Consider the following 22,579-nt stretch of genomic DNA (forward strand, 5'->3'; position numbering starts at 1 on the left):
CCCAGCTTTTGCTTGTTACACTGCGGTCCTTCCTTCGGAGCCAAGACATGTCCTTGCAGGCACGAACAATAAGAATAGTCAGCGTCAGCCTGTACGCCGCCCTGCTGTCCCTGCTCGGCGGCTGTTCAACCTGGATGGGCAGCAACTATCAGGATCCTGATGTGCAGTTGCTCAATGTCGAGGTCATCGAGGCCAAGTTGCTGGAACAGCAATTTCGCCTGAACTTTCGCTTTACCAACCCCAACGACCGCAGCCTGCCGATTCGTGGCATCAATTACAGCTTGCAACTCAATGAACTCAAACTGGCGGATGCCGAGTATGAGCGCTTCTTCATCGTGCCGGCGCACGGCAGCAAGATCGTTCAGGTAGCCTTGCATACCAACCTCTGGCGACACATGCGCGACCTGATCAAACTGCTGGAAAAACCTGACCAGCCGATTCGCTATCAGCTTCAGGGCGTGATCAAAACAGGCTTGATGCAAGGCAGACGCGTGCACCTTTTGCGCAACGGCGAGATAATCCCCGGCGATATCATTCCGGAGTAGTTCCATGTCCCAAGAACCCCACGTCCACGGCCCCGATTGCAACCACGATCACGATCATGGTCATGAACACCATGTCCACGGCCCACACTGCAATCATGGCCCCAGCGAACCGCTGCGCAATCCGCTCAAGGATGTCGGTCGCAACGACCCCTGCCCCTGTGGCAGCGAGAAGAAATTCAAGAAGTGTCACGGTGCCTGATCAGTGAGCCCAGCGTTGGTTTGGAGCCTGCTTGCGCTTGCCTTGCTGATCATCGCAGGCCTCGCCGCGTATGCCCTCTGGCTATGGCGGCGCGTCTGGCATCAACAGCGCCGGCAGACGGCTGCCGAGCAGCGCCATCATGAGCAGCTGGGTGGGGACTTGCGCATTCTGGCCGGCAGCCTGCTTGATGAGCAGTTGCCGCTGATTGAAGGCGCCATCCGCATCAAGGTGCTGATGGACAACTATGATCCCCAACTCAGCCAGGATCCGCGTTGTGCAGTGTTTCATCAACTGTACGCAGCCACGGCCCATGTGCCGACCCATGGGGATTGGAAGGCTCTGGATCGCCGTGAGCGGCAACGCTATCGCAGCCAGTTCAGCGAGCTGGAACTGCAGCACAAGGCGGCCGTCCGTGCCGCTTCTCGCTGGCTGCTCAATGATGCACTGATCAAGAACATCAGTCCGTAATCGCTTCAACCAGGCTCAAGCCCCGCTTTTGGGTTGGGGTTTGCGTCTGGTGTATTGCTAAGCTGGCGATCCGACTTCGTTGCACAAGGAACGCCGTGCATGCTGCCCCGCCCCTCTTGCCTGCTATCTCCCCTTGCGCTCTGCGCCGCCCTGCTGACAGCACTGACCCTGAGTGGTTGTCAGAGCCTGCTGGATGCCCGCTACCGCAACAGCGTGCCGCCAACCCAGGGTACCCTGACCTTTCATGAACTGGCCGACAGCGCTTCAGTGCGGCGCAATGCATTGGGCATGCCGCTGATTGAAGCGCACACCTTGCCCGATGCGCTGTTCACGCTGGGCTACGTGCATGCCAGCGACCGCCTGAGCCAGATGGTCGGCATGCGCCTGATGGCATCGGGGCGCCTGGCAGAAATGGTCGGCCCCGGTGTACTGGACATCGACCGTTTCATGCGCACGGTGAACCTGCGCCAGAGCGCCGAGGTACTGTATCGCCATGCGTCGCCGGAACTGAAAGCGCTGTTCGCCACCTATGCCAAGGGCGTCAATGCGTATCTGTCTCAGCATCGCGACACGTTACCGATGGGCCTGGCCGAGTCCGGCCATCAGCCCGTCGAGTGGCAGGCCAAAGATTCGGTGCTGATCTTTTGCCTGTTGAATTTTGGCCTGGCGGTCAACCTGAGGGAAGAAATCGCCGCCCTGGTGCTGGCACAAAAAGTCGGCACTGAGAAGCTCGCCTGGCTGCTACCTGTTTACCCCGACGAACCGCTGCCCTTTGACGAGGCAGACAAGCTCAAAGGACTTGACCTGACCGGCCAGATTCCTGGCCTGGCGGCCCTAGAGCAGACCGCCCGCCAAGTTGCCGGCCTGAACATGCTCGGTGTGGCCGCCTCCAACAACTGGGCGGTCGCGCCTTCGCACAGTCGCAGCGGCAAGAGCCTGCTGGCCAATGACACCCATTTGCCCCTGGCCATGCCGTCCATGTGGAATTTCGTGCATCTGCGCACCCCGCACTTCCAGGCCGCCGGCGTCTCGGTCGCCGGTGTGCCTGCGGTGGTGGCAGGTTACAACGGCGCACTGGGCTGGGGCATGACCATGGTCATGGGTGACAACCAGGACCTGTTTCTTGAACGCCTCAAGGATGACAACGGACGCCTGCAGTATTTGGCCGATGGCCAGTGGCAGCCAACCCGCGAGCGCTACGAGACGTTCTTCATCAAGGGCCAGAAGCCGGTGCGCGAGCTGATACACGAGACCCGCAACGGCCCGCTGCTCAATGGCGCGCTGCGCAAGTCCAAGCACACGCTGCAGCCCCAGGCGCTGACCAGCCGCTACGGCCTGGCCTACCGCAGCGTGCAATTGGAAGCCGACCAGAGCCTGGATGCCTTTTTTAACCTGTCCATGGCAAAAACGGTGGACCAGGCTTTTGACGCCACCCGCGACGTTCGCGCCATGCCGCTGAATATCGTCTTTGCCGACGCGCAGAACATCGCCTGGCAAGTCACCGGGCGCTACCCCAGCCGCCGTGCCGGCCGCGGTCTGCTGCCCTCGCCCGGCTGGGATAACGCCTATGCCTGGGACGGCTTTGCCGACCCGGTCCTGCACCCCTACGATCAAAACCCTCAGCAAGGCTGGCTCGGCACCGCCAATCACCGCAGCGTGCCCAGCGGTTACGGCGTGCAATTGTCCAATTCCTGGTACTACCCGGAGCGGGCGGAACGCATCGGCCAGTGGCTCGATGGCGCCCGCCGTCATGACACTCAAGGCACGATTGCCATGCAGTACGACCAGTCCAGCCCCTTCGTCGCCAAACTGCAGGCCATGCTCACCGAGCCCGGAATGGCCCAGGCACTTGAACACGCCATCCAGGCCTTGCCTGCAGCACAGCGCAGCCAAGCCCGCGAAGCTTTGGCTCGCCTGCTTGCCTTTGACGGCCTATTGGCCAGCGACTCTGCCGATGCCGCGCTCTATGGCGCGTTCCTGCATGAAAGCGCCCGACAGGCATTCCTGGACGAGCTTGGACCTGACGACAGCCCTGCCTGGCAGGCCTTGGTCAGCGTGGCTGATAGCTCCTATTCGGCCCAGGCCGACCACTTGCTGGGCCGCGACGACAGTCCGTTCTGGGACGACGTCAACACAGCCGAGCATGAAGACAAGGCGGTCATTCTCGCCCGCAGTCTGGCGGGCGCCGTGGCGCTGTTGGAAAAGCGCCTCGGCCGCGACCGCAACGGCTGGCAATGGGGCGCGTTGCACCGCTACACCTGGACCACCGACGCCAGCAAACTGGCCCCTTACATGAGCGCGAGTCAACGGATCGGCACAAGAGCACTGGACAGTTATCTAAACCGGGGGCCTTACCCCGCCGGAGGCGATCACAGCACCCTGAACGTTTCGGCGTACCAGTGGGGTCAGAATTTTGATACCTGGCTGATACCTGCCATGCGCATCATTGTGGATTTTGGTCACGACGAACCGTTGATCGGCCTGAACAGCAGCGGTCAATCCGACAATCCGGCCAGTCCCCATTACGCCGACGGCATCGATGCCTGGCGCCAGGGCGATTATCAGAGCTTTCCGTTCAAGGCCGAAAATCTTCAACAGGCCTACGGCACTGAACGCTTGATATTACTCCCTGCCCGCTAAAAATAACGACCCGCACCCGAGTAAGGGATGCGGGTCGTCAGCTGGCTATGCCTGGGTGATACCGGTGATGGTGATGCCATACAGCTCCGAGAGCAGTACAGCCGGCCCGCGCAAATCTCCATCCACCTCGCTGGGTTCCTGAGCCTCAAACTGCTGGCGGGCCCACTTCAAGGTATGCCGAACGGCCTGTTCCAGGTTGGGTTGTTTGGCCGATTCGATTTCCAGAGTGGCGGTGTTGTTGTCTTTGTTGTAGGTAATGATCCATCGGGCCATGGTCTGCCTCCTTTTTATAAATACTCTGCAGTACTCAACTTCAGCGTAGGCTCTCACCATTAATTCGCCCGTTTGAATAGTTTTTGCTCAGGCGATGGGCTTGGGCGGCGGCTCATCCGGTATGGTCGGCTCACCGGGCTCGCCTGGATACGGTGGCGGCCCGGGAGGCGGCGGTTGCTCCGGGTCACCAAATACGTCCGCCCCGTTAATGAGAACCCTCCTCCCAACGACTGTCTGTTGCGTGTGTGAAGTCCGCATGACACCGCCCTCCTTTGTGGGTGATCTCAGACATAGAGCCCGACATCAGCAGGGAATTCCCTTTTGCCGGTGAGTGACTGCAGCAACGTTGGGCGCTCGATCACCCACTGCTTTATCATCTGCCCCGCCCTGTCGCGGATGATTGGTATGCCCAGACACTTGTTAGCCTGTGTTCTCTTCACAACCCTGTTCACTGCCGCCGCTCATGCCGCACCGGCTCCCTGGTTCAGCTGGGAAAGCCTGCTCAATGGCCAGCGGATCTGCGCACAAACCAGTCCCGGTCCGGGCTGGCGCAAGGCCGCCGGCCCGTTTCGCAATGCCGCTTGCCGCCCCACCCAACACGTGCCAGCGCAGTGAGTCACTCCGCCATGCATTGCATCACACCGATCGGCCACGTCCGCTCCTGCTTCAAGGAGAAATTCGCCATTCCGCGCCAGCCACAACTGGCGCCCGCTGCCCGTGGCGTCCTGGAACTGGTCGCGCCGTTCGATCAACCCGAGGCTGTGGAGGGCCTCGAGCAGGTCAGTCACGTCTGGCTGCTGTTCCTCTTTCATCAAGCGCTGGAAGACACCCCGCGCCTCAAAGTGCGCCCGCCGCGTCTGGGTGGCAACCGCAGCCTCGGTGTGTTCGCCACGCGGGCGACCCATCGTCCCAATGGCATTGGCCAATCCGTGGTGCGCCTGGACAAGGTCGAACCCGGACGCCTGTGGCTGTCGGGTATCGATTTGCTCGATGGCACACCGATTGTGGACATCAAACCCTACGTGCCCTATGCCGATTGCCTCCCGTCTGCACACAACAGCATCGCAGCCGATGCGCCGCAGCCAATTGCCGTGGACTGGACGCCCACCGCACTGCTCCAGGCAAGCGAACATGCCCAGCGCCTGACGGAGCCCTTGGTGGAACTGATCGAACAATGCCTGGCGCAAGACCCGCGCCCCGCCTACCAGAAACCCACGCCCGAGCGCCGTTACGGCGTTGGCTTCTGGGATGTGCAGGTGCGCTGGCACTATCCGCAGCCAGGCTTGATTCGCGTGTTAGAAGTGGTCAGCAACCCGGATTGATCACACAGATCTCGGCCTTGAACTGGCATCCCACCGGCACTACGCTCAGCGAGCTGTCTTCCTCCTGAGGGCGCCCGCCATGGGCCGAACACCTCTGCCCGGACCACTGAATTACCTGGCCCGCCATCCTTCGGCCCTGCTGCTGCTCATTCAGCTCCTCGGCGTATTGCTCTATCCGTGGATGGAAAACACCTCATTCGGTCGGGCGCTGTTCGGTGCCTTCGGCCTGGTTGTTCTCGGGGCCACATTGCGCCTGGTTCGCCGCAGCGCGGCACAAGCCTGGATCGGTTTTCTGCTGGCGGCGGTGGTGCTTAGCCTGTGGGCCCTGAACCTGTTTGCCACCCGCTGGCAGCTGACGCTGGCCATCGCCATTCTGGAGGGTGCTTTCTACCTCTACGCGGCGGGCAGCCTGATCAGCTACATGATGGAAGATCAGCGCGCCACCACCGATGAGCTGTTCGCCTCCGGTGCTACCTTTACTCTGCTCGCCTGGTCATTCGCCTTTTTCTACAACGCCTGCCAGATTCTGATTCCCGGCAGTTTCGCCGCGCTGGTCGAACCTGAAGCGGCCCGCACCTGGATGGAGTTGCTGTACCTCAGTTTCGTCACCCTATCCGGCGTCGGTATCGGCGATATCCTGCCGCTCAATCCCATGGCGCGCGCGTTGGTCATGCTGGAGGCGTTTGCCGGGGTAATGTACATCGCCCTGGTGGTCTCCCGGCTGATTGGCCTCACCATACTCCGCCGTTAACGCCCATAAAAAAACCCGGCAAGCCGGGTTTCGGAAGTATTCGTTACGGTCACTTCTCGACGAAGGCACGCTCGATCAAGTAATCGCCTGGGTCGCCCATACGGGCCGAAGCCGTCAGGCCAAAGCTGTCGAGGGTTGCGCTGGTGTCGGTCAGCATGCTCGGGCTGCCACATATCATGGCACGGTCGTCCTGCGGATTGATCGGCGGCAGGCCGATATCACTGAACAGCTTGCCGCTGCGCATCAGCTCGGTGAGACGGCCCTGATTACGGAACGGTTCGCGAGTCACCGTGGGGTAATAGATCAGCTTGTCGCGCACCGCGTCGCCAAAAAACTCATTTTGCGGCAACTGTTGGGTGATAAATTCCTCGTAGGCGACTTCGCTGACGTAACGCACGCCATGGACCAGGATCACCTTCTCGAAACGCTCATAAGTTTCCGGATCCTGGATCACGCTGATGAAAGGCGCCAGCCCCGTACCGGTGCTCAGCAGATAAAGATGCTTGCCCGGCTTCAGATCACTCAGGACCAGGGTGCCGGTCGGCTTCTTGCTGACCATGATATTGTCGCCTTCCTTGAGATGCTGCAGGCGCGAGGTGAGCGGGCCGTTCTCTACCTTGATGCTGAAGAATTCCAGGTGTTCTTCATAGTTGGGGCTGGCAATCGAGTAGGCACGCATCAGCGGACGCCCATTCGCTTCCAGGCCGATCATCACGAACTGGCCATTTTCAAAACGCAGCCCCGGATCACGGGTGGTCTTGAAGCTGAAAAGGGTATCGTTCCAGTGGTGAACACTGAGCACACGCTCGACGTTCAGATTGCTCATGGTGGTCCTCGTAGGATGCCTTAAGGCAAGAAATTACAGCGATTTTACCGGCTCTTTGGTTATCTGTTAAATTAATTATTAAAATATAACTTATCGGTTAATTGAATATGCGATTCACCCTGCGCCAACTCGAGGTGTTCGTCGCCATTGCCAAGCAGGAAAGCGTGTCGCGCGCGGCGGAAACCCTCTCTCTTTCGCAATCAGCCGCCAGCAGCTCGCTGAACGAACTGGAGCGTCAATCCGACTGCCAACTGTTCGAGCGCCATGGCAAGCGCCTGCGACTCAACAGCCTCGGCGAACAACTGCTACCCCAGGCCATGGCCTTGCTTGCCCAGGGTCGTGAAATCGAAAATATTCTCAGCGGCCATAGTGATTTTGGCTCACTGGAAGTGGGCGCGACCTTGACCGTGGGCAATTATCTGGCAACTCTGCTGCTTGGTGTTTTCATGCAACGCCATCCGGAATGCAGAGTGGCGCTGCATGTGCACAACACGGCGCAAATCGTTCACCAGATCGCCCACTATGAGCTTGATCTCGGTCTGATCGAAGGCGAATGCCATCACCCGGACATAGAAGTCCAGCCTTGGGTGGAGGATGAACTGGTGGTGTTTTGCGCACCTCAACATCAGCTCGCCACGCGGGGCAAGGTCGGTCTGGACGAGCTGCGCAATGAAGGCTGGATTCTGCGCGAGAAAGGCTCGGGAACCCGCATGAGATTCGACCAGGCAGTGCGCGGTCATCACGCGCCGCTCAATGTTCGCCTGGAGCTGGAGCATACCGAGGCGATCAAACGAGCCGTGGAGTCGGGCCTGGGGATTGGCTGCATTTCGCGCCTGGCCCTGCGCGATGCTTTCCGGCGCGGCAGCCTGGTTGGCTTGGAGACCCCGGAGCTGGATTTGCGCCGGCAGTTCTGTTTCATCTGGAACAAGCGCAAATACCACAGCGCCGCGATGCGCGAGTTCATCGATCAGTGTCGAGAGCTGACCGCCAATGTGCGACGCAGTGATGAGATTGTGCTGCCTACCATTGCGTGAAACACAGGCAATCAGACATTTCCTAGCCCGGCACCGTTTCCAATTGTTGAAGCAGCAGTGCTGCCTGGGTGCGCGTTCGTACGCCCAGCTTGCGGAAAATGGCGGTCACGTGCGCCTTGACCGTCGCTTCGGAGACGCTCAGCTCATAGGCAATCTGCTTGTTCAGCAGGCCTTCGCAGACCATGGTCAACACCCGGAATTGCTGCGGTGTCAGGCTCGCCAGACCCGCACTGGCTTCGCGCTCCTCGGCAGAGACGGCCGGCCCGGCATCTGCCATCTCCGGCCACCAGACATCGCCATCGAGCACGGCCCTGACCGCCTGTTGAATGGTTTGCAATGAGCTGGATTTGGGAATGAAACCACTGGCGCCAAACTCGCGAGAGCGGCTGACCACGGCGGCTTCCTCCTGCGCAGAGACCATCACGACGGGTATTTGTGGGTATTGGCCGCGCAACAGCACCAAGCCGGAAAAGCCATAGGCACCGGGCATGTTCAGGTCGAGCAACACCAGATCCCAATCGGACTTGATAGCCAGACGCTCCTCCAGCTCCGCGATGCTTGCCGCTTCCACCAGGTTGGCTTCACTGCCCAACCCCTGGCTCAACGCCTGAAGCAACGCACTACGAAACAAAGGATGATCGTCAGCAATGAGGATTTCGTAGGCAGCCATGAAATGTCCCTGTTTTTTATATGGATCTTGGCAGACAACCAAGGATGACGAGCTAGATCGGAGTGGTCAAGCGAGATGCTTTACGGCAGAGTTTGCACCTTTTTCCCTGCGAGATGTTCTGCAATGCAAAGCAAAGCCCTACGCGCCGATCTGCTGATGTTGATTACCGCAATAATTTGGGGATCGGCCTTTGTTGCCCAGCGGGTCGGCATGGATGCCATCGGCCCGTTCCTGTTTACCGGGTTGCGTTTTTGCATGGGCGCCCTGGTGCTGTTGCCGCTGATCTGGCGACAGAAAAAAGCCCGCGAGGCACCCACGCCGGGCTTTGCCCATCGCGGCCTGTTGCTGGGCGGCATGCTGATGGGCATGGCCCTGACCTTGGGCATCAACCTGCAACAAGTTGGCCTGCTGTTTACGACGGTAACCAACTCCGGCTTTATTACTGGCTTGTACGTGATTGTCGTTCCTCTGCTGGGCTTGTTCATAGGCCAACGTGCCGGGCTAGGAACCTGGCTCGGCGCCTCTCTTGCGGTGGCCGGCATGTTCCTGCTCAGTGTCGGAGACAACTTCCACGTTGCCTCAGGCGATTGGCTGCAACTGGCCGGTGCGTTTGTCTGGGGCGTGCACGTCTTGGTGGTAGGGTTCTTTGCCAGTCGCTATGACCCACTACGCCTGGCCTTTCTCCAATTCGTCACGTGCGGGATCATCAGTTTGCTGCTCGCCGTGGCATTCGAACCCATTGCCTGGAGCGCGATTGTCCAAGCCGCCCCGGCCCTGCTGTACGGTGGTTTTTTTGCCGTGGGCGTCGGTTACACCCTGCAAGTGGTGGCACAGCAACACGCCATTGCCTCCCATGCGGCGATCATCCTGTCACTGGAAGCAGTCTTCGCGGCCTTTGCCGGCTGGCTGTTCCTGGGTGAAAGCCTGGCGATGAAAGGCTATATCGGCGCCGCCCTGATGTTCGCCGGGATGTTGCTTGCACAACTGTGGCCTCAAAAAGTAACGCCCCTCGACAAGCCGCAGACGACACAGGCCTAGGATCGAAGTCGTTGATCGGGTGGCCCCCGTTGGGATGGCCACCTGCCCCCACGCGGAAAACCTGCCAGTGCACCGCGGCTATATAAAAGCCTGCATCTCGCGATGCGACGCGTTGTTCACGTCCAGCACACGCTTGTGCTTGGCGGCCAGATAATGTTCGGTGAACAGGTCGAAATAGCCACCCAGTGCAGTGGCCGCGGGGGCGTCACCGGCCAACTCCAGGCACAGCGCCGCCACTTCGGCGGTACACAGATGCTCGGCGCGGGTCGAACGGCGCAATTGATAGCGTGACAGCTGCTCCGGCTGCAAACTGAGCACCGGCAAGCCGTCCAGATACGGACTTTTGCGAAACATCTTGCGCGCCTCGGTCCAGGTGGCGTCCAGCAGGATGAACAATGGCCGCTTGCCAGGCTGCACCGCTACCTGCTGCACCACGCGTTCAGGCGCGGCGTATTCGCCCGGAAAAACCACATAAGGCTGCCACTGCGAATCGTCCAGCAATGCCAGCAAACGTTCATCAACGTCGGTACGCGACCAACCGAAGGCGTGAGTATCGGGCACCACATCGGCAATCAGCCAACCGGTATTGCTGGGCTTGAGCGCCTCGATGTCATGCATCAGCAGGCACATGCCGGACTCGGCTGTCACGGTCGGTCGCCAGGCGCACAGGCAATAGCGAGGAATGACCCGGCACGCGGGGCAACGTTCGGCACGCGAACCACGGGCAATGAAAGGCTTGAGGCTACGCGCCAGGCGCTCGGCGCGCAGTCGGGCTACAGCATGCATGGGTAAGTCAGTGATAACTCAAGGGCGGCCAGTTTAACAGATGCGGGCTACACGCCTCGAACACCCTCGTCGACGACAGGTCAAAGCAGTTTTAGAGGGAACGTTGGATGTCACGCTTACTTGCCATGTTGTTGTGCTTCGCCATGCCTTGGGCGCAGGCAGAATCCTTGAGAAGCGAACAATTGAGTCGCGACCTGCAGCGCATCGCCCGAGAAAGCAGTGTCGGCACACCGCGGGCCATCAATGCCGATCTGCTTGACCGCGGATTCAGCGTAGAAGGCCACGAACTCATCAATCACCTGGGCGTGCAGCCTCGCCACGCAGAAGAAATGCGCCGCAATCCCGAAGCGGTACGCGAGCAGCTATCCCAAAGCGTGTGCAACAACGCAGGCTTCAAGCGGCTACTAGACCAGGGCGCTACCCTGCGTTACCAATTCACGGAATACCCCAACGGCGAGCCGATCAGCAGTCAGCGTTTTCAGGCAACAGACTGCCCCTAGGCGCCGTCACGTCAACAAAAAGCATCGCTGCCCTGGCAAGGCCGCGATGCTTGCTTGCGCCAGAACACTCAGCGCAGTACCTGCGGATCCCCTTTACCGGCCACGGCAGCGGCTTCATCAAGCGTCAGCAACGCGGTGCGCGGCACGTCCATGATGCGCGCACAGGCTGCTAGCACGTTGGCCCAAGTGGAACGGTTTGCAAACAGCATGCCCTTGTCATCGAAGGTGCCGCCCCGGTTACGATAGCCGAGCACTCCGCTAAGACGCGCATCTGGCAGAATCGGCCAGAGCACGCCGCGCGCGACTTCGGGGCGCATGTGGGTGAGTAACACACGCCTTTCATAATGGTCGGGAAACAGCCGCCCCACCGTGGCTTCGTCAGCTACGGTTTCCATCTCCCACTGGTCACGGGGGGCGCGGAAGCGGCCCGGCTCCTGAAGATACACCAGCCGATAACCACAACCGGCGTCCTTGAGGCGCTGGCAGGCGCGGCGCATTTCTTCGAGCTGATAACTGCCGTTGGCAATCAGCAGCAGCGGATCGACCCCGCCAACCTCCTCGACCACAATGGCACCATCACGTGCCAGCTGTTCGGCCTGGGCCTGATCGAAGTACACCGGGCGCTCGCGCTTGGGAATGACCATGCAGGCCAATTGGCCACGGGATTGATAGATTATGGGTAGCAGCGCCAGCGCGCTGTTGTGATCGGCAGGAAACACTACCCGTACCATATCGCTCATTTCACCCAGCAAAGCCTCGCAGAACGTCGTGTCCTGGTGCGACTGCTGATTCTTGCCGTTCTCCCAGGTGTGCGACGTGGCCACCACGGGAAAGCCCAGCCAGCCGGCGGGGCGTCCAACCTCTTTTTGCTGGCGTGCATAGATGATCGTCTGGCGCACCGCGCCCAGCATCTTCACGCAAAAGGCTTCATAACTGGCCACCAGATTCAATCCACCCTGGTTGGCCAGGCAGGCCGAGACCACGGCTTCCTCGTTGAGGGCGGTGATGATCTTGCCATCCACCGCTTCACGTTCGTTTTCCGGCTCACTGACTCGGTGTTTTAGTGCTTTCAGTACCCCGCCCAGGCGATTGCTGGCCAACTCATCGGGATTACCGACCCGGGGGCGCAACTCGGGATTGGCAGCGCTGAGTTCGACGAAGAAACGGTCCAGCGCGGCCATGGGTGAGCACGAGTCCGCCCGGTAGTGCAACGCCGGCAAACGCGGCGCCGGCGGATGGCGCAAGGCCAGGGCATGATCGCGCTCCAGCGGGCGCTCGCCACGTGAACTGAACAGCGTGCGCACGGCGGACAATTCTTCCGGGGCCACCCACAGCGGCGTGACATGCGTGTTGAACAATGCGCGGGCCTCGTCATCAAGGGAGGGGTTTCCGGGTAACGGCAGGTTGTGCGCGGCATTGCTGTCGTCGCCATAAAAGCCGAAGCCCTTGGTGGTCTCGGCAATGGCGTAGGGGATCGGCAGCGGATAGTGCAGGATGCCGTGATTCTTCTCATCCACCCGGCGGGCCAGTCGCTGCTCCATTTCCCACAGCGTGGTCACGAACGCGGCGGGATCGCGACCATCGAAGAGGATCGGGTCGAAGCCACAGTGACGCAGATGCTCGGCGAATCCCTTCAGGCCTTCGAGGGTGCCCAGTTCGGTGCGCTGCTCGATGCGCCGTCCGTTGGCGATCATCACCGGTAACGCCGTGCCGCAATCCTCGGCACGCCACCAGCGGGGAATCCAGTCGCTGCCCCGCTGCTCTTCAGCTGCACCGTCGGAAAGGAAGGCCACCAAGGTTTCACCCGGTAACGGCATGTGGGCATATTGCAGCTCGGCAAACCCAAGATAGCCGCCCTCGGCAATGCCCCCTGCGGTGTGCGGATTGACATGGCTACCCAACGGCACGCCGGCTGTACCATCAGGCGCCTGGGCGTAACTGTAGAAATCGCTCACCAGATGACTCAGCCCCTGCTCGTCGAAGCGATAACGCGCCGCCTGCTCAGGATGCTGGTTGGCGGTCAGCACGTTAAGCGCCTCGATCGCCGCCACGCAATGCCCCTGCCCCATCAACCAGCCGCGGGTCGTACCGGTCAACGCGTTCAGCGCCAGGTAACCGGCATAGCCCGGCACCATATTCAACGCCCCCCCGGTATGACCTTCCGGCTGGGCCTTGAAATCTTCGGCCTGCAACGGTGCCCCATCCAGACGTACACGACGCGCGTACGTCATGTGCACAACCAACCACAGACCCGCGGCGGTCAGCCGGTCGAGCCCCTGCAGCAGGCGATAGACACTGGCCAGGTCCTGGTGGAGTCCCGCTTGCACCAACTGATGCGCCATGCGAAATACTGCCGCGCGTGTTTCATCAGCATGTTGAAGGGGGCCGTATCCTTCGCTCCATCGGGCAAAGTCCGGCTCACGGCGAGCATGCTCAGCCAGTTCGGAGGGACTCGGCAGGATTTGATGCATGGTGTGGGCTCCGTCGCGACAAGTGTTTCGACAAGTCTAGGCAGACAGCCAGCCAAGGGATCTGATATGTATCAAGACAGCGTGACGCCGATCGGCTCAGACTGTTTTTAACGACAGGACGTGGGATTGCAAACTATGGCTTTACTCAGCTTCCTTGGCGCCATCCAGCAGGTCACGGGTTCTTGCTACCTGATCGAAACCCATGACGGCATAAAGGTTCTTCTGGATTGCGGCCTGCACCAAGGCCGTCGTGAAGAAGAAAACCGCAACCGTCTGCCTTTCGCCTTCGATCCAGCACGCATCGACGCCGTCGTGGTGTCCCACGCGCATATTGACCACAGCGGCCTGCTGCCGCGCCTGGTCAGCTCCGGTTACCGCGGCCCGATCTACGCTACCGAAGCCAGCTGTGAACTGATGGATCTGATGCTGCAGGATGCCGCGCACCTTCAGGAAAAGGACGCCGAGTGGGAAAACCGCTGGCGGGCACGGCGCGGCAAGCCGCTGATCAAACCCTTGTATACGCGTGCCGATGCCGAACAGGCGGTGAGCCAGTTCCAGCCCGTTGCTTACAGCCAGGCAGTCAAGGTCGCGCAAGGCGTGCTCGCTACCCTGCATGACGCCGGGCACATCCTCGGTTCGGCCATCGTTCAGCTGGATGTGCATGACCATGGCCGCACTCGTCGCCTGGTATTTTCCGGAGACCTCGGTAACGACTGCTCGCCTCTGATGCGCAACCCCAGCGTGCTTGAAGAAGCCGACGTGTTGCTGCTCGAATCCACTTATGGGGACCGTGATCACCGCTGCGCCGCAGACACCCTGGAGGAGTTCGCGCAGATCCTGGCAGCCGCTCAACGTGACGGCGGCAACGTGCTGATCCCTTCTTTCGCCGTGGGTCGGGCCCAGGACCTGATCTACTACCTCGGGCGCTTTTACCACGAGGGGAGCCTGCCCCAGCAGGCGGTCTTCCTCGACAGCCCAATGGCAATCCGCGCCACGGATATCTACAACCGCTACCTGGATCACCTTGACCCACTCGAGCGCCAGCAGTTAAGCGGACGAGACCTCCACAAGCTGAACGATCTGCTGCCAATCCTGCGCACCACGCCGAGCGCCGAAGAGTCCATGGCGATCAACCGCACCACCCACAGCGCAATCATTATCGCCGGCAGCGGCATGTGTACGGGCGGGCGTATTCTCCATCACTTCAAGCACAACCTCTGGCGCCCGGAATGCCACGTGGTCATTCCCGGCTTCCAGAGTAAGGGCACGCTGGGTCGCGCTATCATCGACGGTGCCTCGAGCGTACGACTGTTCCATCAACAGATTGCCGTAAAGGCCCAAATCCATACACTGGGTGGATTTTCCGCCCATGCAGGCCAATCACAATTGCTCGACTGGGCGTCCAATTTCAAATCCCGACCCGAGCTTTACCTGGTACACGGCGAGCGGGAAAAGATGCTGGCTCTGCAGACAGGTCTGCGTGCTCGACTGAACTGGGAAGCCATTATTCCCGAAGCAGGCGAGCGCATCGCGTTATAACCAAACATGGAAAAACCATCGTAAAACGATTACCCGGAGACGCTGCATGCCTTTTGAATCGGACGATTATCTGTCCCGTCATTTCCAGACCAGCGGTATCGACCTGACATCCAAGGTCGATGAGATCGCTCGCCTCGTAGTGCCTGAGTCCAGCCCCAACCAGCCGTTGTACCGCGAAATGCTCACCACCGTGATCCGCATGGCCCAAGCCGACCGCAACCGCTGGGACGCCAAAATCATGCTACAGACCTTGCGTGAGATGGAACGCGCCTTCAGCACACTCGAAAAATTCAAGCGCCGGCGCAAGGTGACCGTCTTTGGCTCGGCACGTACGCCCATCGATCATCCGCTGTATAAATTGTCCGTCGAGCTCGGCGCGACCCTGGCCCGTTACGACCTGATGGTCATCACCGGCGCGGGCGGCGGTATCATGGCCGCAGCCCACGAAGGTGCCGGACAGGAAAACAGCCTGGGCTTCAACATCACCCTGCCCTTCGAACAGCATGCCAACCCTACGGTGGAAGGCACTGAGCACCTGCTGCCGTTCCACTTCTTCTTCATTCGCAAGCTGTTCTTCGTCAAGGAAGCGGATGCGCTGGTGCTGTGCCCGGGCGGTTTCGGCACGCTGGATGAAGCACTGGAAGTCCTGACCCTGATCCAGACGGGCAAAAGCCCGCTGGTGCCGGTGGTTCTACTCGACGAGCCCGGTGGCAGCTATTGGCACGACGCGTTGCACTTCATGAGCAAACAGCTGGTGGAAAACCGCTACATCCTGCCCAGCGACATGCACCTGATGCGTCTGGCCCACAGCGCCGAGGAAGCGGCCGCCGAAATTGCCCAGTTCTACCGCAACTTCCACTCCAGTCGCTGGCTGAAGGAGTATTTCATCGTTCGCCTCAACCATGCCCTCAGCGAACCGGCCCTTGCAACCTTGCACAGCGACTATGCCGACCTGTGCCTGAGTGGCGGTTTTGAGCAGCAACTTGGTTGCGGTACGGAGCAGGATGACCCCGAGCTCAGCCATCTGCCGCGCCTGACCTTCATCTTCAACGGCCGCGATCACGGTCGTCTGCGCGAAATGTTCGATTTCATCAACTTGCCGGAAAACTGGGCTAAGTAACGCAACTGAGGCCACAACCCCTCGCCAAGAGGGGTTGTGGCGAACGCGGTGGAACGCTTCGCATGAATGCGCCCTGGTGACAGCCTTTACGCCATCCGCCCCTGCAGAAAGCTCAACGCATCGGCAGCGCTGCGCTCAGGTATTTCCTCCATGGGAATATGCCCGACACCCGCGTACGTGCGCACCTGCAAACCCGGTACGTCGCGCCGCCATAACGGCACATGTTCCGGAGAAATCCAGCGGTCACGATCGCCCCACATCAACAGGGTCGGCACACGAAGCTGTGCGACACGCTGTGGCGTCTGGTGCAACTCGCGCTTGTTGACCCGCATCATCATGCGAAAAATCTCCATCATCGCGCGGCGGTTGCCGGGGCGGCGAGTCAGGTCGTAATAGCGGTCGATTACTCCGGGTTTAATCCGTCCGCGCTCGCCATACACCTCCTTGACGCCTTGGGCGATCAACGCACGCGGCATCCACAACGGCATTGCCCAGGTCGATCCCGGTAACGCGGCAGCCGCGATCATCCAGGGAATCGTGCGCATCTTGTAGCCCGCCGGGTCGATCAGAATCAGCTTCTCGACCCGTTGCGGGGAAGCGAGGGCGAAATTCCAGGCGATATAACCGCCCAATGAATTGCCCACCAAAATGGCCTGATCGATCGCCAGATACGCCAGCAACAGTTCCAGAACCTTCAGCATGCGCTCCGCGCTGTAATCGCCCGGCGCTGGACCGGTAAGGCCGAAGCCCGGCACGTCGAAGCGCACGATGCGGTAATGCGGCGCAAAAGCCGGCACCCAGGCGTCCCAGGTATGCAGCGAGGCGACTACGCCGTGGATCATCACAATCACCGGTTTGTCACGACTGCCTTCATCGCGGTAATGCACAGTGAAGCCGTCAAGCTCGACATACCGCGAACCACGGGCGGCGCTGCCGTAACGAGCCTTGAGGCTTTCCAGCGGCAGTTCGCCAAACCCCAGCCGGGCCAGACCGGAGGCCAGTGGTGGGTGTATCGAATAACTGGAAACGGTCATGACGCTCTCTCCTCTAGCGGGGGATGCTCGCATGACAGCACAGCCACCCGGCGCTGAGTGCCCAACCTAGGTAGAGCCTGCGTCACATCGCGAAAGATCTCAGCCCGGCGCGGGATGACGCTGCGCTTGGGGCTGACTAAGCTGACGCGACGCCCACTTGTCGGACCCGCCGATGCGCCTAGTTCCTCGCCTGCTTTCCCTGCTCCTGCTCACACTGTTCGCATTGCGCTCCGCGGGGGCCGCCGAGCTGTTTTACTTGGGGCAGAAAATCCCCGACATTCAGCGTCCTTGGAGTAGCAGCGATTACCACCAACTGTTAATCGCGCTGCAAAAGGTCGACGCCAACCAGAGCAACGCGCTACCCAGACGCAGCGGCGAGTTCACCGGGCCGATTTACCAGCGCATGGTCAGCCAGGAAAACTTTCGTCCGCAGCTGAACATTTATGCCCCATTGGAGCTACGCCAGAACGAAGCGCGCGAAACGCTGTTGCAGCTCAAGGAACTGATGCGCTTATATTTCGACTTTACCGCCACGCGTCAGCCCTATGCTGCCGAAGCACTGGGTCTGATGAGCCATGCGCTGAATCAGCAGGCGATCCTGTTTACCCTTACGGTGGAGTTTTGGATGACCTTGTCAGCCGACGAACAACGCAACCCTGTACGCTTGCAGGGTCTGCGCGAGGCCAAGAATGCTGCCGGCATGCTCTCCACCAGCGCCCTGGATTACCTGGAACTAGGCAAGCAGTTCGCTCAGGACGACCTGGCGCTCTATGCGGCAGAACTCGGCAAGCTGCTACCGGAACTGTTCGTGCACCTGCCAGCGACAACCCGCGATGAAGTAGTAGCGCGTATCGCACAGCTGACCCACGAGCACCCACACGCTGAGGTCCGCACCAGCCTGGCTGAGCTGCACCCCGTTCTGCTGGCTCTTCAAATGGACATGAACAGACGCAACGCGTCACGCGGTTGACCACGAGGCAGCGCTCAGTGCATCACACACCTGAGCGCTCAGTGCACACATCGGTAAGCCTATTCCAGCAACCCCAGCTCCTTGGCGCGCGCGACTGCCTGGGTACGCCGCTGGACGTTAAGCTTGCTGTTGATGTGCCGGGCATGGGTCTTGACCGTGTGCAGGGAAATGAACAACTTTTCGCTGATCTGCTGGTTGGAGCAGCCCTTGGCTATCAGGCGCAATACCGACAATTCTCTGGCGGTAAGCGTCTCGGTCGGTTCAGACCCGTCATGCAACTCTTGCTCGGCTGGCAACAGGCCACGCAAGGCTGAGGCCACCGGGCAGTCCGGCTGGACGCGAAGTTGCGCACGCAACCACTCTGCCTGTCGCTCGATCAACGGTTGAAATTGCCAGAACCCACCGCCTTGCGCCAAATCCAGGCTCGTACGTAGCTGCTGCTGAGCCTCGCGCTCGCTTCCCCCCATACGCAACAACAGGCACAGGTGAGCACCTGCCATCGTCGCGATCATCAAGCAATCGCTGGCGCGCGCCTGTTGTTCGAGTTGGCGCAACAGCTTTTCAGCCTCTTTCGATTGCCCACGCCCGATGGCCAGCGCTGCGCGTTGCAAGGTGATATGCATGGGCAGTTGGGGCAAGAGTTCCGGAGCTGCCGCAGCCTGCTCGCCGGCATAGGTTTGCTCCAGACGAGCCAGCCAGATTCCCGCCAGCGGCAGCTGCCCCTGACTCATCCACAGCTCGCATTTGACCAGGGTTACCAGGGCCAAGTAGTAGATCGGCGGGACATCCCATGCATGCATGATGCGCTCAGCTTCAGCCAACTGAGTGAACGCCTCATCGTGCTTCCCCGCGTGTCCGGACAAACGTGCCAGAACGCAATACCCGATTACCACGCTGACATCCCGACATCGATGCGCTTCGGCAATACCTGCCTGCAGGGATTCGCGTGCTTCCCCAGGTTGCAGGCGCAGCGCTAAAAGGTAGCCCTCATACAGGTGCAGGCGCGCGCGCACGGCATAAGGCTGGCTCTGCGGATACTCACGCAACACCTCCAATCCCTGGCGAACTTCACCCAGTGCGCGCGCGATCTCCCCCCGTGCTTGTAGAACCCGCGCGCGATCGTAATGAGCCAGCGCTTCGAACAGCGGGTTGCCGATCCGCTGCGCCAGCTCGAGCGCCTCGCGGTTGCGCATCCGGGCCGGCCATAACGCATTGCGCGCCACCGCAATATTGGCTAGCACAGAGATGCACATGAAGCGCTGTCCATAACGATCAGCCGGCAATGCTTCCAGCGCCTCGCGGCAATAGTGCTCGGCCTTATCCAGCTCACCACGCCCACGCGCAATCACACCACTCAACGCCAGCCATTGGGCCAGCAGCAAGGCCTGTTCTTCCGCTGACGCAGCAGGGAGGAAATTCCCCAGTTGATAACCCAGCGATTCTGCGGCGTCCAGTTGACAGGCCATGGCCAGCGCCCACCCATACAGCATGATCAAGCGCGGCGAGGTGCTGAGCAGGGTGTCCGGCAATTCGACTTTCCAACGAAGCAACATGGCCACGTTCTGCTCGCCCAGCAGCTTCTCTTCAGAGAGGTTTTGCACCAACGATGCCGCCACATCGCTGCGCCCTGCTCGCAGCGCATGTTCCACTGCCTCGATCAGCTCACCATGGGCACCGAACCAGCGGCAGGCCCGCAAATGCAAGGTCGAAGGGGTGACCCCCGTGTCGATGTCGGGATGGCGCAGCAAATCGGAAAATAAGTGGTGATAGCGAAACCACTTACCCCGCTCATCCAGCGGTACCAGGAACACCTGGTGGGCCTGCAGGTAAGCGAGTATCTCGCTGCTGTCATGAGCCTCGCGCACCGCATCACACAAATCGATGCAAAAGCGATCCAGGTGCGCGGTCTGGTAAAGAAAGTGCTGCACCTCTGGGGTCTGTCGCTCGATCACTTCCTCAAGCAAATAATCGTGGATCAGCCCATCGGCGTTGCGAGGCTGGCCAACCGGTTCGGTTTCGCCTTCTTCCTGACGTGCCAGCAGCCATAGGCGCAAGCCGGCGACCCAGCCTTCACAGCGCGTCTGTACATCATTGAAAGTATCCTGAGATAACGGTATGCCATGCCCGCTTAGTAATGCCTGGGACTCTTCCGCGCTCAGACGCAGATCCTGCACTTGCAGCTCCAACAACTGCTGCGAAAGCCGCAAGCGGGCCAGATGCCAATCCGGACGCTGCCGACTGGTAACCAGCAACACCAGACCGGCCGGCAAATGATTGAGAATGAACTGTAGGCAACCATCCAGAACGGAGCCTTGGGCCAGATGATAATCATCGAGCACCAGCAATAACGGCTGCTCTGCTGACAAGCAGACGGCCAGCTCATCCAGCACGACGGTGAGCCATTCCTCGAACGCGAAGGGCTGATGCGGCTGACGCATCTTCAACAGCGCCAGCTCCTCTTCACCCAGTCCTGGGAAAAACTGACGCAACCCCTCAAGCAGGTATTCGAAGAAGCGCCCTGGATCACTGACGCGCGGGCTGAGTCCGAGCCAAAGACTGCGCCAGCCCGGCGGCAGACTCTCGCAAAACTCACCGGCCAAGGAGCTTTTACCAAACCCGGCAGGTGCACTGATCAGCAGGAGCCGACCACGCAACCCTTGCGCCAGCCGTTCGCACAAATGCGGACGAGGTACATGCCCAGCCGGCAATGGCGGACGAAAAAAACGGCCTGCCTGGGCGCCAGGCAAAGACTCTAGCAACGAAGTCTGCGAGCGGGATAACACCGTCATGGGCAGGTCGGCCTCAAGGGACAAACGTCGACCAGCCTAGCGCCTTCACCCCTGCTTTGAAAGGTGGCGCCCGATTCAAGATGCACTCAACGACATCCTGATCACATTACGCACATGAGCAACTGCCAATGGCGCGGCCCGACACCCAGGCGGGTGAAAACGAAAAAACCCATGCAAGCATGGGTTCTTTCGTAGCCGATGACCCAAGTGACCCCGGGTCGGATAGTGCTCGATTAACGCACGCCGGACTGGCGCAGCGCCGCCGGAGTGAACTCGCTTTCCGTGGCCTGATAGCCGAACTCGTACGCCTTGCGCTCCTCGTTCTTCATGCCCAGAGCCAGATAACGGCCAGACTGCAGGTCATACAGCGCTTCCAGGGTGTACCAGGGTACCTGGCTGTCGTAGTAGTACTGCGAATGGGCTTCGCCAACACGCCACAGATTGCCGCGACCGTCGTAATGATCGATCGCAACGGCCTGCCAGGTGTCTTCATCGATGTAGAAGTCACGCTTGGCATAGATGTGGCGCTCGCCCGGCTTCAGGGTCGCTTCCACGTGCCAGACGCGGTGCAGCTCATAGCGGCTCAGATCCTGATTGATATGGCCGGCTTTGATGATGTCCGCATACTTCAGGTTCGGCGAGTCCAGGCGGTAGCTGTTGTAGGGAATGTACAGCTCCTTCTTACCCATCAGCTTCCAGTTGTAACGGTCCGGCGCGCCGTTATACATGTCCAACTGGTCGGAGGTGCGCATGCCGTCGGCAGCAGTACCCGGACCGTCATAGGACACCTGCGGCGCGCGACGTACGCGGCGCTGACCGGCGTTGTACAGCCAGGCCAGACGCGGCTCCTTCACCTGGTCGAGGGTTTCGTGCACCAACAGCACGTTACCCGCCAGACGCGATGGTGCGGTTACCCGCTGCTTGAAGTAGAACAGCACGTTGCTCGGCTTGCTCGCGTCGTAGTCCTTGAGGGCATCGCGGAAGGCGAACTCCTCCTGGAAATACACCAGGTTGAAGGAACCATTAACCTGCGGCGTAGCCTGGGTGACCTGACGACGCACACTGCCGCCACGGTAGCGGGTGATATGGTTCCAGATCACTTCCAGACCGTTCTGCGGAATCGGGAAGGCGTTGGCGGTGCGGAAGTCATCCAGGCCGTTACCCCCCGACAGCAGCCGGGTATGGGTCGCGTTGTACTTGGTGGCTTCCAGCACGCTGGCCGGCAGCGTGGCGGTGCGGTGCGTGGTGAACACCGGAATGCGGTAGCTCTCCGGATAGCGCTTGAACATTGCCAGCTGACCGGGAGTCAGCTTGTCCTTGTACTGCTCGGCGTTCTGCGCAGTGATGGTGAACAGCGGCTTCTCGTTGGCGAAAGGGTCGGCTAGGAAGCCCTTTGCGTCCACAGCTCCGGCATTCTTGGGCAGACCGCCGGTCCAGGCCGGAATGGTGCCCGCCGCGTTACCCGCCTTTTCAGCGCCGATCGGGGTCAGGGTGGTACCCAGTTTGGCCGCCTCGGATTCAGAGACTGCGGCCATTACACCGCCGGCCAACAGGGAAAGTGCCAGTGCGCCGGTCTGCATCAATGTTTTTGTTTTCATATGCGT

General features: G+C 60.4%; 21 protein-coding genes. 13 read left to right on the forward strand and 8 right to left on the reverse strand.

The genetic code is table 11. The features are described 5' to 3' along the window. Positions 1-47: 47 nt before the first annotated feature. From H9642_RS13435 to H9642_RS13450, 4 genes are all read left to right on the forward strand, one after another. Positions 48-545 (forward strand): LEA/WHy family protein, encoded by a 498-nt coding sequence (locus H9642_RS13435; RefSeq protein ID WP_251836954.1) that lies wholly within the window; start codon positions 48-50, stop codon positions 543-545. Positions 546-549: 4 nt separating this feature from the next. Further along, positions 550-744 (forward strand): SEC-C metal-binding domain-containing protein, encoded by a 195-nt coding sequence (locus H9642_RS13440; protein ID WP_251836955.1) that lies wholly within the window; start codon positions 550-552, stop codon positions 742-744. A 3-nt stretch (positions 745-747) separates the two neighbouring features. Further along, positions 748-1,212, forward strand: a complete 465-nt coding sequence (locus H9642_RS13445; protein ID WP_251836956.1) for a DUF2489 domain-containing protein — start codon at positions 748-750, stop codon at positions 1,210-1,212. 99 nt (positions 1,213-1,311) lie between these two features. After that, positions 1,312-3,852: a penicillin acylase family protein gene (locus H9642_RS13450; protein WP_251836957.1), complete on the forward strand. Its 2,541-nt coding sequence runs from the start codon at positions 1,312-1,314 to the stop codon at positions 3,850-3,852. 45 nt (positions 3,853-3,897) lie between these two features. On the opposite strand, the gene H9642_RS13455 is transcribed toward H9642_RS13450, so the two are convergent. Next, positions 3,898-4,125 (reverse strand): hypothetical protein, encoded by a 228-nt coding sequence (locus H9642_RS13455; protein ID WP_251836958.1) that lies wholly within the window; start codon positions 4,123-4,125, stop codon positions 3,898-3,900. Positions 4,126-4,530: 405 nt separating this feature from the next. Between H9642_RS13455 and H9642_RS13460 the strand changes: the two genes are divergently transcribed. The 3 genes from H9642_RS13460 (at position 4,531) to H9642_RS13470 (ending at position 6,198) form a co-directional block, all read left to right on the forward strand. Beyond that, positions 4,531-4,740, forward strand: a complete 210-nt coding sequence (locus H9642_RS13460; protein WP_251836959.1) for a hypothetical protein — start codon at positions 4,531-4,533, stop codon at positions 4,738-4,740. Between the two features lie 11 nt (positions 4,741-4,751). Beyond that, positions 4,752-5,447, forward strand: a complete 696-nt coding sequence (tsaA, locus tag H9642_RS13465; RefSeq protein WP_251836960.1) for a tRNA (N6-threonylcarbamoyladenosine(37)-N6)-methyltransferase TrmO — start codon at positions 4,752-4,754, stop codon at positions 5,445-5,447. Between the two features lie 79 nt (positions 5,448-5,526). Further along, a complete protein-coding gene (locus H9642_RS13470; protein WP_251836961.1) occupies positions 5,527-6,198 on the forward strand; it encodes a potassium channel family protein in 672 nt (223 codons plus the stop codon). A 49-nt stretch (positions 6,199-6,247) separates the two neighbouring features. Here H9642_RS13470 and fpr read toward each other — a convergent pair whose 3' ends face one another. Next, entirely contained in the window at positions 6,248-7,024 is a 777-nt protein-coding gene (gene fpr / locus H9642_RS13475; protein WP_251836962.1) for a ferredoxin-NADP reductase, read from the reverse strand. A gap of 107 nt (positions 7,025-7,131) precedes the next feature. Here fpr and H9642_RS13480 point away from each other — a divergent pair, with 107 nt between their 5' ends. Then, entirely contained in the window at positions 7,132-8,058 is a 927-nt protein-coding gene (locus tag H9642_RS13480) for a LysR family transcriptional regulator (protein WP_251836963.1), read from the forward strand. Between the two features lie 22 nt (positions 8,059-8,080). Here H9642_RS13480 and erdR read toward each other — a convergent pair whose 3' ends face one another. Continuing rightward, complete coding sequence (gene erdR, locus H9642_RS13485) at positions 8,081-8,728, reverse strand: response regulator transcription factor ErdR (protein WP_251836964.1); 648 nt, start codon at positions 8,726-8,728, stop codon at positions 8,081-8,083. A gap of 123 nt (positions 8,729-8,851) precedes the next feature. Here erdR and H9642_RS13490 point away from each other — a divergent pair, with 123 nt between their 5' ends. Beyond that, the gene (locus H9642_RS13490) at positions 8,852-9,766 is read left to right on the forward strand and encodes a DMT family transporter (RefSeq protein WP_251836965.1); all 915 of its coding nucleotides are present in this window, start codon (positions 8,852-8,854) and stop codon (positions 9,764-9,766) included. Positions 9,767-9,844: 78 nt separating this feature from the next. Here the strand turns inward: H9642_RS13490 and H9642_RS13495 are convergent, their stop codons facing one another. Further along, positions 9,845-10,552 carry a tRNA-uridine aminocarboxypropyltransferase gene (locus H9642_RS13495; protein ID WP_251836966.1) on the reverse strand — a complete coding sequence of 236 codons (708 nt, stop codon included), beginning with the start codon at positions 10,550-10,552 and terminating at the stop codon, positions 9,845-9,847. 107 nt (positions 10,553-10,659) lie between these two features. Here H9642_RS13495 and H9642_RS13500 point away from each other — a divergent pair, with 107 nt between their 5' ends. Then, positions 10,660-11,052, forward strand: a complete 393-nt coding sequence (locus H9642_RS13500) for a PA3611 family quorum-sensing-regulated virulence factor (RefSeq protein WP_251836967.1) — start codon at positions 10,660-10,662, stop codon at positions 11,050-11,052. 68 nt (positions 11,053-11,120) lie between these two features. On the opposite strand, the gene H9642_RS13505 is transcribed toward H9642_RS13500, so the two are convergent. Further along, a complete protein-coding gene (locus H9642_RS13505; RefSeq protein WP_251836968.1) occupies positions 11,121-13,523 on the reverse strand; it encodes a phosphoketolase family protein in 2,403 nt (800 codons plus the stop codon). Positions 13,524-13,658: 135 nt separating this feature from the next. Here H9642_RS13505 and H9642_RS13510 point away from each other — a divergent pair, with 135 nt between their 5' ends. Both H9642_RS13510 and H9642_RS13515 read left to right on the forward strand, forming a co-directional pair. After that, positions 13,659-15,062: an MBL fold metallo-hydrolase RNA specificity domain-containing protein gene (locus tag H9642_RS13510; protein WP_251836969.1), complete on the forward strand. Its 1,404-nt coding sequence runs from the start codon at positions 13,659-13,661 to the stop codon at positions 15,060-15,062. A 46-nt stretch (positions 15,063-15,108) separates the two neighbouring features. Continuing rightward, on the forward strand, positions 15,109-16,182 hold the full coding sequence (locus H9642_RS13515) for an LOG family protein (RefSeq protein WP_251836970.1): 1,074 nt from the start codon (positions 15,109-15,111) through the stop codon (positions 16,180-16,182). Between the two features lie 86 nt (positions 16,183-16,268). Here the strand turns inward: H9642_RS13515 and H9642_RS13520 are convergent, their stop codons facing one another. Continuing rightward, on the reverse strand, positions 16,269-17,216 hold the full coding sequence (locus H9642_RS13520; RefSeq protein ID WP_251836971.1) for an alpha/beta fold hydrolase: 948 nt from the start codon (positions 17,214-17,216) through the stop codon (positions 16,269-16,271). 172 nt (positions 17,217-17,388) lie between these two features. Between H9642_RS13520 and H9642_RS13525 the strand changes: the two genes are divergently transcribed. Next, complete coding sequence (locus H9642_RS13525; protein WP_251836972.1) at positions 17,389-18,186, forward strand: hypothetical protein; 798 nt, start codon at positions 17,389-17,391, stop codon at positions 18,184-18,186. Between the two features lie 59 nt (positions 18,187-18,245). On the opposite strand, the gene H9642_RS13530 is transcribed toward H9642_RS13525, so the two are convergent. After that, positions 18,246-20,975, reverse strand: a complete 2,730-nt coding sequence (locus H9642_RS13530; RefSeq protein ID WP_251836973.1) for a winged helix-turn-helix domain-containing protein — start codon at positions 20,973-20,975, stop codon at positions 18,246-18,248. Between the two features lie 233 nt (positions 20,976-21,208). After that, positions 21,209-22,573: a DUF1329 domain-containing protein gene (locus H9642_RS13535; RefSeq protein WP_251836974.1), complete on the reverse strand. Its 1,365-nt coding sequence runs from the start codon at positions 22,571-22,573 to the stop codon at positions 21,209-21,211. Positions 22,574-22,579 lie beyond the last annotated feature (6 nt).

It is taken from the genome of Serpens gallinarum (genome assembly GCF_014836765.1).
GTDB lineage: Bacteria > Pseudomonadota > Gammaproteobacteria > Pseudomonadales > Pseudomonadaceae > Serpens > Serpens gallinarum.